A 12,234-nucleotide genomic window follows, 5' to 3' on the forward strand; every position below is an offset into this window, starting at 1 on the left:
CTCGTTTGAGATTTCGACAACCTCATTCTGGCACAACTGATGCCGTAGGGGGCCGTCCACCCCATCAACCACAGGATTTTGTGGTGTGCTCCGCTGCAACCGCTTGCTCGCGCCACAACAGTTCCCTGTGGTTATGGGTCCCGTCTTTCGACGGGACGACACTGGAGTGAGATGCGAGAGCGCCGAGTAACGTCGCAAGCAGCGAGTGCTGTACGTGTGGGCAAAGCGACTTGCCCTGCCGTGACACGTCCGCGAACGACAGAACGACACTCCCCTTTAATTCCCCGCGAGGTTGAACCTCGCCGGCGCTTGCGTGACCAACTACGCGGGATGCTGCGGACGACGGGGCTGACAAAACATCATGAAAATCGCGTTGCTGGCGATCTTAGGTCTGGCATTCGGGGCGCTGGGCGGCGCCGCGCTCGGCATCAGTGCCGGGCTTGCCTGGATCGGAATCTTCAAAACCTCGAATTTTGAAGGCGATAGCGGCGCGCTGGTGTTCTTCAGCTTCATGCCGATGGGCGCTGTGATCGGCGGCATTGGCGGCGCGTCGCTGTTCGCCGTGCTCGCGATCCGCGATGCCGAGGTCGCAATCGAGCACGAGCATGTAGCCCGTCGCGACCGCTGATGGGCCACGGACGGCGGATTCAGGCAAAATCCCGCAAAAAAGTCTGCATTTGTGCAATGCAAAAATAACAATTGCGTTCTCGCACGGCCGCTCTATTTCAGACGGTGAAATTTGAAGTGCAGCAATCTGGCGCGGCGTCGGTGCGGACGCCCATCTGCCGTTGCTGTTTTGCAATCCAGATTCGGAAAGACGATGAATGACAGAGCATAGTCTCTGGCGTTTTTCGCGCGCGTTTCACCGCGCGATCAACGAACGCCAATTCGCGGATATTGCCGCCCTGCTCGACGAGGACGTCGAATGGGCGATCTATGGACCGATCGACCTGTTTTCCTTCTTCGGTGCACGTCGCGGCAAGCCCGCCGCGCTCGAGGTGATCAGGCAGATCGCCGAGAACTTCCGCGTCCGCCGCTTCGAGCGCGAGTCCATCATGCTCGGAGTCGATTCCGCGGCATCGATGATGCGCTATTCGCTGACCGCGCAGGATTCGCATAAGCCGATCGCGGTGCGGATCGCGCATTTCGCGCAATTCCGCGGCGGCCTGCTGACCCGCTTGCGCGTCCTGGTCGACAGCTTCGATCTGGTCGAGCAGACCGTCGGCTATCCGATCCACCTGCCGCGAATCGCAGCGGCGCAATAGAGCGTTTTCGAGCGAAGCATGCCCTCGGACTTGATCCGAGGGTGGACACCGGTTCGCGTGAAGAAAACGCGTCAAGATAAGAATCTAGCGCCTTGTGCGTCATCCATTCCAGTTTCGTCGTACCCGGGCGCTTCCCGGGTATCCAAATGCCTTCCTTCGCCAGCCCCGGGAAGGCGTGGATGGCCGGGACACTAGCTGAACGCTTTTTCACGCTCTTGTGCCCGGCCATGACGATCCGATCCGTGCTACATGCTGTCGCGCCGACAACAACGTCGTCGTCACAAATTTGCGCCACTGTGTACGTATTATTCTGCCTGGAATGCGGGCTGCGGGAATGACTTCCAAACAACGATCTGGCTGGGCGTGGTTGCCGGTACTGGCTGCGGGCTTCGGCATCGCGGTGGTGCTGCCGGCAGCGGCGCAGACGTCGCCGCAAATCTCCGCTCAAATTTCCCCTCAAATTTCCCCTTGGGGCGGTATCCACGAAGCGACGCCGGCCGCTGAGGAGGCCGAGCCCGAGCCCGAGGCAAATGACGCCGACGTGATGAAGGACATCGATGTCGACAAGCTCGACTGGAGCCTGCTCAGCGCCGATGCTTCACCCTCCGACAACGTGCTGGCGCCGAAGAAGGCCGCCGCGCCGAAGAAGGCGGACGGCAGTGATGCCGCATGGTCGTCGAACAACAACGCGAACGGCACGTCCGCGGTCTCGGTCAAGCAATCGATCTCGCCGTTCTGGGACACGCGGATCGGCGCCGACATGACGGTCGCGCGCCAGGGCACGCTGACCAATTCGGAGTTGCTGTCGGAACGGCTCGCCAATGGCGGCAGCCTGCCGCAATCCTCCGGCACCGCCTGGGCCGCGATCACCGCGCCGGGCGTTGCCTCGATCTGGGACAAGACCTCGGTCGAGGCCCGCGTCGATCCCGGCGCCGACCAGACCCGGTTCGGGACCTCGATCAGCAAGTCGGTGCCGCTCGCCGACCAGTATTCGCTGACGCTGCAGAACGGCTACAACCTGATCCAGCAGGGCATGGTGCCGGTGCCCGGCATCGTCAGCCATCCCTCGCGGAGCTATGAGGCCGATCAATCGGCCAGGCTGAGCATCAATAACAGCGGAACCAGCTTCATCGCCGGCCAGACGCTGACGACCGGCGACGACAGATGGCTGCACCGGATCGGCGCCGAGCAGAAGCTGTTCGGCGGCGTCACCATCTCCGGCTCGATCGGGGAAAGCGCGCAAGGGCCGGCCAACAAGCGCCTGACGGCCGGGTTCAAGCGAAGCTGGTGAGGCCGGCCGCGGTCGTAATCCCTTAAGGAATGATCGAACCATTGCCGCAACTTGGCCTAGATGCGGCCAAAATCGGGCGCCCATAGTTACCGTTCACATCGTGCGGTGGGGGACTTCCGCGCTCGCGTTATTGCGTAACAGAGGAATAGCCGATGAACGCTACCAATCGTTCCGAGCAAGTTGAACAAGAAGCAGAGACGGAAATCGACAACAACCTCGCCGCCGTCTCGGACGTCGAGGCCGGCATCCGCGACTTCGTGCGCAACGATATCGCCTATCTGCGCCGGTCGCCGCAGGCAAGCACGGAACCACTCGAGCCGAACACCGAGGCCACCGTGAACAATGTCAACTCGCTGATCCAGCGCGTCGCCGGCACGTCGCTCGCAGAGATCGAGAAGTTGATCTCCGAGCTCGAAAGCCTACGCGACCTCCTGCACGCCGAAGGCCAGCGCGTCCAGCGCGAGATTTCGGGCTACGCCCAGCTCAGCCAGGCCGCGATGAAGTCGACTCGCATGATCGCCGACAACGTCACGCAGTGGAAACGCGCCGCCGACGGGCTGCGCAACAGCTAGTCTCGGCGATTGCTTGGGAGTTCATGACCGCCGCATCGCCCGTGCGGAGGATGCGGCGGTTTCTATTTGACTAAAATGATTTGAAAGATAAAAGCGCAGCACGCGACCGAGCATGATGGGGAAAAGATCATGCTCAAACTCGGAGCGTGAAGATTTCTTGACTTGCGCGTGATCGTTTCGATGCGGATCACGCCGTTACGGAAGCCGCTTTGGCACGCCGTTTCTTGGGGAAAACAGCACTGATGCAAAGCGTTCGGCCCGACAACACCGATCCCATTCCGCTGCGGCAGTCGCCGCACAGTGTCGGCACCATCATGCTCCGCTTCGTCGGATTGCTGATCGCGGCGACCGTGGTGATGGTGTTGATCTGGAGCCGCTGACGCCTTCGCAACGGCCCGATGGCTAGGCTGCTATGGTTAGCAGAAGCTGAAGATCAGCGCCGGACGATCGCGCTGCCCTCGAGCGTGAAGGCGCCGTCGGCATAGCCCTTCACCACCATGCCGGTGGTCAGCATCACCGCAACCGTGACGGTCGCGAAAATTGCGCCCAGAACTTTCAGTCCGACACGATCTGCCATAGTCGTCCCCACGGTGCTTACCCTGGGTCTGATATGGCCGGCAGAAAGTTCAAAATGGGTTAGCAAATAGATCGTATCCGGAATTCGTCGAATACGGTTAAAGAGCTAGAAGGTTCCCGTAACCACGCAGGCCGCGTTTCAGCCTGCCTTCCGGCGCGGAACGAAGGCGGTGGCGAGGAACGAAAACACGACTTCGCCGTGCTGGTTGGTGCCGGTGTTGCGGCCCTGCAGGATGCCCCATTCGGGACGCTTCTCGGAGGTGCGCTTGGTCTCGACCACATTGGCATAGCTGATGGTGTCGCCGGCCAAGACCGGCTTGATCCAGCGCAGCTCACGAAAACCGGGCGAAGGTCCCCACACGGCGACCTCTTCCCCGCGCGCGGCCGTCTCCTGCGCCAGACGCTTGCCGTCGGCAACCAGGAGCTTCATGCAGACGGAGGCGACGTGCCAGCCCGACGCTGCCAGTCCGCCGAACAGCGACTTGCGTCCTTCCTCCTCGTCGAGATGAAAGCGCTGCGGATCGAACTGAGCCGCGAAGCGCTTGATGTCCTCGGCGGCGAAGGTGAACGAGCCGAGCTCGCGCCGCGCGCCGATATCGATATCCTCAAAGAAGCGCATCGATGCTACCCCGCCACCGCTTCGGCTCGCCGGCCGATGATGATCGGCGACTCCATCTCGCACAACACCACGCCGGCCGCGTTGCGCACCGTGCATTTGAAGGTCACGATGCCGGTCGAAGGCCGGCTGCGCGAAACCCGCGCCTCGACCACATCGACATCCAGCGTCAAATCGTCGCCGGGGCGCAGCGGCGACAGCCAGCGCATCTCATTGACGCCGGGCGAGCCGAACGACGCCGTGCGGCAGATAAAGCCGTCGGCCAGCATCCGCATCGTGAGCGAGCCGAGATGCCAGCCCGAGCCGGACAGGCCCTTGAGCATCGATCGTTTCGCCGCTTCTTCGTCGAGATGCATCGGCTGTGGATCGAACTCGGCGGCAAAAGCCAGGATCTCCTCGCGGGTGACGTGGCGCGGGCCGAAGGTGCCGAAATGGCCTATCTTGAAGTCTTCGAAAGTAAGTGTGGTCATGCTGGGGATTTCAGGAGAGAGGGGCCTGATTGTGGCCGTTATTTGCGGCAATCTCAACCCGCCCGCACAGCTTGCTGTCAAGGGGGACCACCATAGCGGGGGAGCACCGTCCTTGCGTACCGCTCCCCGACTTGCCCGGACAGAGGTTCGGAGCTAGCCCTGCTTCGGCGCGACTCAAGATCGATTGGCCGGGAGAATCCACCGATGTTCGATTTTCAAGACCTGTTTCAGTGGGACCGCTTCATCACCCCCACGATCATCAAGACGTTCTACTGGCTGGTCATCGGCGTGATCGTGCTGTTCGGCATTTACGGAATCCTCTGGAGCCTGGCCGCAATGGCGATCAGCCCGTTCGGCGGCTTCATCCTGCTGCTTGCCTCGCTCACCAGCATCGTGGTCGGCATCGTGCTCTCGCGCATCGCCGCCGAATTCATCCTGATCGTGTTCCGCATCAACGAGCATCTCGGCGCGATCCGCGACCAGGGCGGAATGCGGTAGGAATTTCCACCGTCATTGCGAGCCACCGGGTCGGCGCAAAGCGCCGCCCGATGACAGGCTCCGCGAAGCAATCCATATCGCCGCTTGCGGAGAGGTGGATTGCTTCGTCGCTGCGCTCCTCGCAATGACAGCGAAAGGTGGTGATTACGTATTAAACCTGAAATGCATCACGTCGCCGTCGGCGACGACGTAGTCCTTGCCTTCCAGACGCAGCTTGCCGGCATCGCGGGCGCCGGCTTCGCCGCCGAGCGCGACGTAGTCGTCATAGGCGATGGTCTCGGCGCGGATGAAGCCCTTCTCGAAATCGGTATGGATCACGCCGGCCGCCTGTGGTGCCTTGGTGCCGCGGTCGATGGTCCAGGCGCGCGCCTCCTTTGGACCCACCGTGAAATAGGTGATGAGATGGAGCAGCTCGTAGCCGGCGCGGATCAGGCGATCCAGGCCGGCTTCCTCGAGCCCGAGCGTGTCCAGGAACTCGGCGCGCTCCTCGCGTGACAGCGTCGCGATCTCGGATTCGATCTTGGCGGAGATCACGACGGCGACCGCGCCCTCTTTCTTCGCCTGCCCGAACACCTGTTTCGAGAAGCTGTTGCCGTCCTTCGCCGAGCTCTCCTCGACATTGCAGACATAGAGCACCGGCTTGGAACTCAGAAGCCCGAGCATGCGGAAGGAGCGCTCCTCTTCCGGCTTGCGCTCGAGCGCACGCGCGGGCCGCCCCTCACGCAACAGCACCAGCGCGCGGTTGACGAGATCGAGCTGTTCCTTGGCGTCCTTGTCGTTGCCCTTGGCCTTCTTGGTGAGATTGTCGACGCGCTTCTCGAGGCTGTCGAGATCGGCGAGCATCAATTCGGTTTCGATGGTCTCGATGTCAGCCAGCGGCGCGATCTTGCCCTCGACATGCGTGATGTCGGAATCCTCGAAGCAGCGCACCACATGCGCGATCGCATCGACCTCACGGATGTTGGCGAGGAACTGGTTGCCGAGCCCTTCGCCCTTGGAGGCGCCGCGGACCAGGCCGGCGATATCGACGAAGGTCAGCCGGGTCGGAATGATCTGCGCCGACTTTGCCACAGCCGCGAGCTTGTCGAGCCGCGGATCGGGGACGGCGACCTCGCCGACGTTCGGCTCGATAGTGCAGAACGGATAGTTGGCCGCTTGCGCTGCGGCCGTCTCCGTCAGCGCATTGAACAGCGTCGACTTGCCGACATTGGGCAACCCGACGATCCCGCATTTGAATCCCATCGTACTTTCCGATCTCCCGCGCGAATGTGCAGCGGCTGAATTGACTGAGGTCGCCCTCGATGACGAGCGTTACTTTCCGCCCTCTTCCTTGCTGTCGAAAAAGCCCTTCGCCTGCAGCGTCAGATGCACCTTGTTCTGGAACGACGAATCCTGTCCCGCCGCCAGCAGGCCGGCATTGTCGGCGACTGCCTCGCAGAGCGCCTCGACCCACGGCCGGTCGCTCTTGGCGAAATCCGACAGCACGTGACTGTGCACGAGTTCCTTGATCCCGGGATGACCGATCCCGAGCCGGACCCGGCGATAGTCGTTGCCGATATGCGCGGAGATCGAGCGCAAGCCATTATGCCCGGCGATGCCGCCGCCGACCTTGACCCGCACCTTTGCCGCCGGCAGCTCGAGCTCGTCCTGGAACACGGTGATGTCGCCGGCCGGAAGCTTGAAGAAATTCTGCGCTTCCTGCACCGCGCGCCCGGACTCGTTCATGTAGGTGGTCGGCTTCAGCAGCACCACCTTCTCACGGCCGAGCAGGCCTTCGGATGTCTCGCCCTGAAAGCGGCGGCGCCATGGTGCGAAACCATGACGCCGCGCAATCTCATCGACGGCCATGAATCCGATGTTGTGCCGGTTATCAGCGTATTTCGCGCCGGGATTACCGAGGCCAACAAAGAGTCGCATGACGCGGCATCCCGCGCTGGCGCGCTATCACTTCTTCTTGTCGCCACCGGCCGGTGCCTTGGCACCCGCTGCCGGAGCAGCCGCACCTGCAGCCGGAGCGGCAGCGCCTGCCGCCGGGGCCGCACCTGCCGCCGCCTTCTGCTCCTCGGCGTAGCCGGACGGCGGCACGATGGTCACCAGCGTGGCGTCCTCGCGCGACAGCGCCTTCACGCCCTTCGGCAGCTTGATGTCGGACAGATGCAGCGAGTAGCTGATTTCCAGTGCGCCGACATCGGCGTCGATGTACTGCGGAATGTTCTCGACCGAGCATTCGAGGTCGATCGTGTGGGTGACGATGTTGACGGTTCCGCCGCGCTTCACGCCGGGCGCCGTTTCCGCGTTGATGACATGCAGCGGCACGCTGACGCGGATGGTCGCGCCTTCGCCGAGCCGCATGAAGTCGACATGAAGCGGGAAGTCCTTCACCGGGTCGAGGTGATAGTCGCGCGGAATCACGCGGTGCTTCTTGCCGTCGAGATCGATGTCGAACAGCGTCGTCAGGAACCGGCCTGCGAGGATGCGCTGGCGCAGCTCGCGGTCGTCGACCGAGATGGTCAGCGGGGGCTTGTTGTCACCATAGATCACTCCGGGAACTTTCCCGGCGCGACGCTCAGCCCGGGCGGCCCCCTTGCCGCTCTTCGGACGTGCGGTCGCCTTCAATTCCTTGACGGTCGCCATCAGTCTAAGTCCTTGTTTTGCAAAAAGTTAAAGGCCGCATCGCGGCCCCGTTTCGCGCACCGCAGCAAGCCTCCAGGGGTGCGGGGGCTGCGGACGTGGCGGGCTTTTAGCCCCAAAGGGCCGAAATGACAAGGAAAATGGGCGGCCTCGAAGGGCGGCCCGTAGCCCGGGTGGAGCGCAGCGCAATCCGGGAAAACTCACCGCGGGGACAACGGTCCCGGGTTGCGCTGCGCTCCACCCGGGCTACGTGAGATCAGGTCCCTCCGAGCTTGGCCTCCAGCGCTGCGATCCGCGCCTTCAGCGCCTCGTTCTCCTCGCGCGCCAGGCGGGCCATGTCCTTCACCGCCTCGAACTCCTCGCGCCGGACGACATCGAGGTCGCGCAGGACGCGTTCGGCCTGGTTGCGCATGACCGAGTCGACTTCGCGCTTGACGCCCTGGGCGGCGCCGGCGGCATCGTTCATGAGGCGGCCGATCTCGTCAAAAAACCGGTTCGTGGTCTGGGTCATCTGGCTCTCCGCACTCCCTAAGGCGATCAAGACAATGGCAATCAAAGGCGCGTGGTTCAAGGCCGCAAATGACCCATGATGCCGCTTGCCTTGTCATGCTCCGGTTTCCTTGCAATCGTACTCAACGCTTAGGAATAGAGAATCGCTAACCGAGAAACGCCCATGATCGACCAGCAGATCGATATTCCGACCAAAGACGGCAAGATCACCACTTTCATCACCCATCCCGAGCGCGGCGGCCCGTTTCCGGTGATCATCTTCTACATGGATGCGCCGGCGATCCGCGAAGAGCTGCGCGACATGGCGCGCCGGCTCGGTACGTCCGGCTACTATGTGATGCTGCCGAACCTCTATTACCGCGCCGGCGTCATGGAGCTCGGGCCGATCAATCCCGACCCGGAATCGCCCGAACGCAAGCGCATGTTCGAATTGATGCAGTCGATCAACATTCCCGTGGTGATGGAAGACACCAAGGCCCTGCTCGCCTATGCAGAGGGCGAGGCCGCCGCGAATACGCGCATCGTCGGCACCGTCGGCTATTGCATGAGCGGGCGCTATGCGATCAACGCGGCGACGCATTTCCCCGATCGCGTGAAAGCCGCCGCCTCGGTCTACGGCACGCATCTGGCGACCGATCAGCCCGACAGTCCGCATCTGGCGGCCGAGAAGACCAAGGCCGAGCTCTATTTCGCCTGCGCCGAGACCGACATCTACGCGCCGATGGAGACCATCGAAAAAGTGCAGGCCGGCATGAAGGGATCGAGCAACGAGGTCGAGATCTATCCCGCCACCCATCACGGTTTTGCCTTCCCGAAGCGCCCGGTCTATCACCGCGACGCCGCCGAGCGGCACTGGGAGCGCCTGCTGGCGCTCTATCGCCGCAATCTGTCTGCATAGCCTGAGGCGCGATGCCCTTCCTCTTGATCGATTTCCCCGTGTTCGACCCGATCGCCATCTCGATCGGACCGATCGCGATCCGCTGGTACGCGCTCGCTTACATCTGCGGCATCGTGATCGGCTGGATCTACGCGCGGCAGATGATCAAGAACGAGAAATTGTGGGGCGGCCCCGCGCCGATCACGCTCACCCAGATGGACGACTTCATCCTCTGGGTCACGCTCGGCATCATCGTCGGCGGCCGCACCGGCTACGTGCTGTTCTACAACCTGCCGTTCTTCATTCAGCACCCCGCCGAGATCTTCGAACTGTGGAAGGGCGGCATGTCGTTCCATGGCGGCTTCCTCGGCTGCGTCGTCGCAGTGATGTGGTTTGCGCGCCGGAACAGCGTCCCGATCCTGTCGCTCGGCGACATGACCACTGCGGTCGCGCCAATCGGTTTGTTCCTCGGCCGGCTCGCCAATTTCATCAACAGCGAATTGTGGGGCCGGCCCGCCGATCCGAGCCTGCCCTGGGCGATGGTGTTTCCCACTGGGGGCCCGGTGCCCCGGCATCCGAGCCAGCTCTATGAAGCCGGGCTCGAGGGCATCCTCCTGTTCACGATCCTGGCGGTGATGATCCGGATGGGCGCCTTGAAGCGGCCCGGCCTCGTGCTCGGCAGCTTCATCTTGATCTACGGCATCGCCCGCATCATCGGCGAACACTTCCGCGAGCCCGATCCGCAGCTCGGCTTCCTGTGGGGCGGGTTAACCATGGGAATGCTGTTGTCGGTGCCGATGGTCATTGTCGGCATTATCATGGTTGTGATGGCTTGGCGCCGCAGGGCGCCACAGCCGCTACCGAGTTCGATTTAAGGCTGGATGTGACCGAAGTTTCGCCGCTGCTGTCCGAGATCAGGAAGCTGATCAAATCATCCGGCCCGATGCCGGTCTGGCGCTACATGGAATTGTGCCTGATGCATCCGGAGCACGGCTATTACGTGTCGCGCGACCCGCTGGGCCGCGAGGGCGATTTCACCACCGCGCCCGAGGTCAGCCAGATGTTTGGCGAGCTGCTGGGCCTGTGGTCGGCGTCGATCTGGCGCGCGATCGGTTCGCCGGAATTGCTGCGGCTGGTCGAGATTGGCCCCGGCCGCGGCACCATGATGGCGGACGCGCTGCGGGCGCTGCGGGTGCTGCCGCCGCTCTATCAGTCGCTCAGCGTCCATCTGGTCGAGATCAATCCGGTGCTGCGCGAGAAGCAGCGCGCAACCTTGGGCAATGTCCGCGACATCACCTGGCACGAGAGCATCGACGACGTGCCCGAGGGCCCGGCGGTGATCCTCGCCAACGAATATTTCGACGTACTGCCGATCCACCAGGTGGTGAGGCGCGAGATCGGCTGGCACGAGCGCGTGATCCAGCTCGACAGCAATGGCAAGCTCGCCTTCGGCACCGCGCCCGAGCCGATGCCGCGCTTCGACGTGCTGCTGCCGCCGCTGGTGCGCGCGGCTCCTTTAGGTGCGGTGTTCGAATGGCGGCCCGACACCGAGATCATGAAGCTCGCCCGCCGCGTGCGCGACCAGGACGGCGCGGCGCTGATCATCGACTATGGCCACATGCGCAGCGACGCCGGCGATACCTTCCAGGCCATCGCCCGCCACAGCTTCTCCGATCCGCTGAAGGACCCAGGCCAGGCCGATGTCACCGCCCATGTGGATTTCCAGGCGCTGGCACGCGCCGCCGAAGACGTCGGCGCACGCGTCCACGGCCCGGTGACGCAGGGTGAATTCCTAAAGCGGCTCGGCATCGAGGCGCGGGCCGCGGGATTGATGGCGAAGGCCACGCCCGAAATCGCGGACGAGATCGCCGGCGCACTGAAACGATTGACCGACAGCGGCCGCGGCGGCATGGGCTCGATGTTCAAGGCAATGGCGATCTCCCACCCGGAGCTCACCTCGATCGCGGGCCTGAGCGATCATCCAAACGACGCGGAACGTTCATGACCCTGGCCTCCCCGCTGCTCTCAGCCATTCCCGGCCTCCGCCATGCCTTTTTCTCGCGCGAAGGCGGCGTATCCGAGGGCATTTACGCCGGCCTCAATGGCGGCATCGGCTCCAATGACGCTGCCGATAATGTCGCGGAAAACCGCCGGCGCATGGCGGAGCGCTTGGGGGTCGGACCCGACCGCCTGCTGACGCTCTATCAGGTGCATTCCCCCGATGTCGTGGTCGCCACCACGCCGTGGGCGAGCGATGCGCGGCCGAAAGCCGACGCCATCGTCACCCGCACCGAGAACCTTGCGATCGGCGTTACCGCGGCCGATTGCGGGCCGATCCTGTTCGTCGATCCCAATGCGCGCGTGATCGGCGCGGCGCATGCCGGCTGGAAGGGCGCGCTGACTGGCGTGCTGGAATCGACCGTCGAGGCGATGGAAAGGCTCGGCGCCGACCGCAGCGGCATCGTCGCCGCGATCGGGCCTTTGATCCGCCAACACTCCTATGAAGTGGGGCCCGAATTCGTCGCGCGGCTTCTGGAGGCTGACGCGGACAACGCCCTCTTCTTCCTGCCCGGCGAACGCGAAGGACACGCGATGTTCGACCTCGGCGGTTACATCCGGATGCGGCTGGAGAATGCCGGTATCCTGATGATCGCCGACATCGGTATCGACACCTATTCCGACGAACGCTTCTATAGCTACCGCCGCTCGGTGCATCGGAAAGAGGGCGATTATGGCCGCCACGTTCACGCCATCGCCCTGGAAAAATAACCGCTTCCGGCGGAAGTACTTAAACTTCAAAGAAAATTTCGATCAGCGCCTGGAATCTATCGAACCGGCGCCGGGGCCTCGCCGCCCTAGCATTACAGTTGTCTTTTTGTTTTGAAGTGCGCGCGCTGGGCGGCGGCCTGGTGAGCTCTACGCCAAAGT

At 63.1% G+C, this 12,234-nt stretch carries 17 protein-coding genes; 10 read left to right on the top strand and 7 right to left on the bottom strand.

Annotation, left to right across the window (positions count from 1 at the left end):
• The first annotated feature begins 361 nt into the window (after positions 1-361).
• From AAFX91_RS32190 to AAFX91_RS32210, 5 genes are all read left to right on the top strand, one after another.
• On the top strand, positions 362-628 hold the full coding sequence (locus AAFX91_RS32190; RefSeq protein ID WP_394569267.1) for a hypothetical protein: 267 nt from the start codon (positions 362-364) through the stop codon (positions 626-628).
• Between the two features lie 196 nt (positions 629-824).
• Positions 825-1,265: a nuclear transport factor 2 family protein gene (locus tag AAFX91_RS32195; RefSeq protein WP_394569268.1), complete on the top strand. Its 441-nt coding sequence runs from the start codon at positions 825-827 to the stop codon at positions 1,263-1,265.
• Positions 1,266-1,599: 334 nt separating this feature from the next.
• Positions 1,600-2,556 (top strand): hypothetical protein, encoded by a 957-nt coding sequence (locus AAFX91_RS32200; RefSeq protein WP_394569269.1) that lies wholly within the window; start codon positions 1,600-1,602, stop codon positions 2,554-2,556.
• Positions 2,557-2,708: 152 nt separating this feature from the next.
• On the top strand, positions 2,709-3,128 hold the full coding sequence (locus AAFX91_RS32205; RefSeq protein ID WP_130583352.1) for a hypothetical protein: 420 nt from the start codon (positions 2,709-2,711) through the stop codon (positions 3,126-3,128).
• Between the two features lie 242 nt (positions 3,129-3,370).
• Positions 3,371-3,508, top strand: coding sequence for a hypothetical protein (locus AAFX91_RS32210; protein ID WP_165435628.1), 138 nt, complete (start codon positions 3,371-3,373; stop codon positions 3,506-3,508).
• Positions 3,509-3,561: 53 nt separating this feature from the next.
• Here the strand turns inward: AAFX91_RS32210 and AAFX91_RS32215 are convergent, their stop codons facing one another.
• The 3 genes from AAFX91_RS32215 to AAFX91_RS32225 form a co-directional block, all read right to left on the bottom strand.
• Positions 3,562-3,705 carry a hypothetical protein gene (locus AAFX91_RS32215; protein WP_165421484.1) on the bottom strand — a complete coding sequence of 48 codons (144 nt, stop codon included), beginning with the start codon at positions 3,703-3,705 and terminating at the stop codon, positions 3,562-3,564.
• A 138-nt stretch (positions 3,706-3,843) separates the two neighbouring features.
• Entirely contained in the window at positions 3,844-4,323 is a 480-nt protein-coding gene (locus AAFX91_RS32220; RefSeq protein WP_394569270.1) for a MaoC family dehydratase, read from the bottom strand.
• A gap of 5 nt (positions 4,324-4,328) precedes the next feature.
• Positions 4,329-4,790, bottom strand: a complete 462-nt coding sequence (locus AAFX91_RS32225; protein ID WP_394569271.1) for a MaoC family dehydratase — start codon at positions 4,788-4,790, stop codon at positions 4,329-4,331.
• A gap of 204 nt (positions 4,791-4,994) precedes the next feature.
• Here AAFX91_RS32225 and AAFX91_RS32230 point away from each other — a divergent pair, with 204 nt between their 5' ends.
• Positions 4,995-5,288 carry a DUF4282 domain-containing protein gene (locus AAFX91_RS32230; protein ID WP_027581135.1) on the top strand — a complete coding sequence of 98 codons (294 nt, stop codon included), beginning with the start codon at positions 4,995-4,997 and terminating at the stop codon, positions 5,286-5,288.
• A 144-nt stretch (positions 5,289-5,432) separates the two neighbouring features.
• Here AAFX91_RS32230 and ychF read toward each other — a convergent pair whose 3' ends face one another.
• From ychF to AAFX91_RS32250, 4 genes are all read right to left on the bottom strand, one after another.
• Complete coding sequence (gene ychF, locus AAFX91_RS32235) at positions 5,433-6,530, bottom strand: redox-regulated ATPase YchF (protein WP_130583356.1); 1,098 nt, start codon at positions 6,528-6,530, stop codon at positions 5,433-5,435.
• 69 nt (positions 6,531-6,599) lie between these two features.
• Positions 6,600-7,205 (bottom strand): aminoacyl-tRNA hydrolase, encoded by a 606-nt coding sequence (pth, locus tag AAFX91_RS32240; RefSeq protein ID WP_130583357.1) that lies wholly within the window; start codon positions 7,203-7,205, stop codon positions 6,600-6,602.
• 27 nt (positions 7,206-7,232) lie between these two features.
• The gene (locus AAFX91_RS32245; RefSeq protein ID WP_394569272.1) at positions 7,233-7,922 is read right to left on the bottom strand and encodes a 50S ribosomal protein L25/general stress protein Ctc; all 690 of its coding nucleotides are present in this window, start codon (positions 7,920-7,922) and stop codon (positions 7,233-7,235) included.
• Between the two features lie 253 nt (positions 7,923-8,175).
• Positions 8,176-8,430: an accessory factor UbiK family protein gene (locus tag AAFX91_RS32250; protein WP_130583256.1), complete on the bottom strand. Its 255-nt coding sequence runs from the start codon at positions 8,428-8,430 to the stop codon at positions 8,176-8,178.
• Between the two features lie 162 nt (positions 8,431-8,592).
• Between AAFX91_RS32250 and AAFX91_RS32255 the strand changes: the two genes are divergently transcribed.
• From AAFX91_RS32255 to pgeF, 4 genes are read left to right on the top strand one after another with little or no spacing between them, the layout of a single operon-like run.
• The gene (locus AAFX91_RS32255; protein WP_130583257.1) at positions 8,593-9,327 is read left to right on the top strand and encodes a dienelactone hydrolase family protein; all 735 of its coding nucleotides are present in this window, start codon (positions 8,593-8,595) and stop codon (positions 9,325-9,327) included.
• Between the two features lie 11 nt (positions 9,328-9,338).
• Positions 9,339-10,181, top strand: coding sequence for a prolipoprotein diacylglyceryl transferase (gene lgt, locus AAFX91_RS32260; protein ID WP_130583258.1), 843 nt, complete (start codon positions 9,339-9,341; stop codon positions 10,179-10,181).
• Positions 10,182-10,189: 8 nt separating this feature from the next.
• Positions 10,190-11,311 carry a class I SAM-dependent methyltransferase gene (locus tag AAFX91_RS32265; protein WP_130583259.1) on the top strand — a complete coding sequence of 374 codons (1,122 nt, stop codon included), beginning with the start codon at positions 10,190-10,192 and terminating at the stop codon, positions 11,309-11,311.
• Positions 11,308-12,075, top strand: a complete 768-nt coding sequence (gene pgeF / locus AAFX91_RS32270) for a peptidoglycan editing factor PgeF (RefSeq protein WP_394569273.1) — start codon at positions 11,308-11,310, stop codon at positions 12,073-12,075. Before AAFX91_RS32265 ends, pgeF begins: the two co-directional genes overlap by 4 nt.
• The last annotated feature ends 159 nt before the right edge of the window (positions 12,076-12,234 follow it).

This window comes from Bradyrhizobium sp. 31Argb, from assembly GCF_043638955.1.
In the GTDB taxonomy this organism is placed as follows: Bacteria; Pseudomonadota; Alphaproteobacteria; order Rhizobiales; family Xanthobacteraceae; genus Bradyrhizobium.

What these genes read in the sequence shown, in the direction of transcription:
- AAFX91_RS32190 (WP_394569267.1), top strand. Translation starts at nt 362, where the DNA reads ATGAAAATCGCGTTGCTGGCGATCTTAGGTCTGGCATTCGGGGCGCTG.
- AAFX91_RS32195 (WP_394569268.1), top strand. Translation starts at nt 825, where the DNA reads ATGACAGAGCATAGTCTCTGGCGTTTTTCGCGCGCGTTTCACCGCGCG.
- AAFX91_RS32200 (WP_394569269.1), top strand. Translation starts at nt 1,600, where the DNA reads ATGACTTCCAAACAACGATCTGGCTGGGCGTGGTTGCCGGTACTGGCT.
- AAFX91_RS32205 (WP_130583352.1), top strand. Translation starts at nt 2,709, where the DNA reads ATGAACGCTACCAATCGTTCCGAGCAAGTTGAACAAGAAGCAGAGACG.
- AAFX91_RS32210 (WP_165435628.1), top strand. Translation starts at nt 3,371, where the DNA reads ATGCAAAGCGTTCGGCCCGACAACACCGATCCCATTCCGCTGCGGCAG.
- AAFX91_RS32215 (WP_165421484.1), bottom strand. Translation starts at nt 3,705, where the DNA reads ATGGCAGATCGTGTCGGACTGAAAGTTCTGGGCGCAATTTTCGCGACC.
- AAFX91_RS32220 (WP_394569270.1), bottom strand. Translation starts at nt 4,323, where the DNA reads ATGCGCTTCTTTGAGGATATCGATATCGGCGCGCGGCGCGAGCTCGGC.
- AAFX91_RS32225 (WP_394569271.1), bottom strand. Translation starts at nt 4,790, where the DNA reads ATGACCACACTTACTTTCGAAGACTTCAAGATAGGCCATTTCGGCACC.
- AAFX91_RS32230 (WP_027581135.1), top strand. Translation starts at nt 4,995, where the DNA reads ATGTTCGATTTTCAAGACCTGTTTCAGTGGGACCGCTTCATCACCCCC.
- ychF (WP_130583356.1), bottom strand. Translation starts at nt 6,530, where the DNA reads ATGGGATTCAAATGCGGGATCGTCGGGTTGCCCAATGTCGGCAAGTCG.
- pth (WP_130583357.1), bottom strand. Translation starts at nt 7,205, where the DNA reads ATGCGACTCTTTGTTGGCCTCGGTAATCCCGGCGCGAAATACGCTGAT.
- AAFX91_RS32245 (WP_394569272.1), bottom strand. Translation starts at nt 7,922, where the DNA reads ATGGCGACCGTCAAGGAATTGAAGGCGACCGCACGTCCGAAGAGCGGC.
- AAFX91_RS32250 (WP_130583256.1), bottom strand. Translation starts at nt 8,430, where the DNA reads ATGACCCAGACCACGAACCGGTTTTTTGACGAGATCGGCCGCCTCATG.
- AAFX91_RS32255 (WP_130583257.1), top strand. Translation starts at nt 8,593, where the DNA reads ATGATCGACCAGCAGATCGATATTCCGACCAAAGACGGCAAGATCACC.
- lgt (WP_130583258.1), top strand. Translation starts at nt 9,339, where the DNA reads ATGCCCTTCCTCTTGATCGATTTCCCCGTGTTCGACCCGATCGCCATC.
- pgeF (WP_394569273.1), top strand. Translation starts at nt 11,308, where the DNA reads ATGACCCTGGCCTCCCCGCTGCTCTCAGCCATTCCCGGCCTCCGCCAT.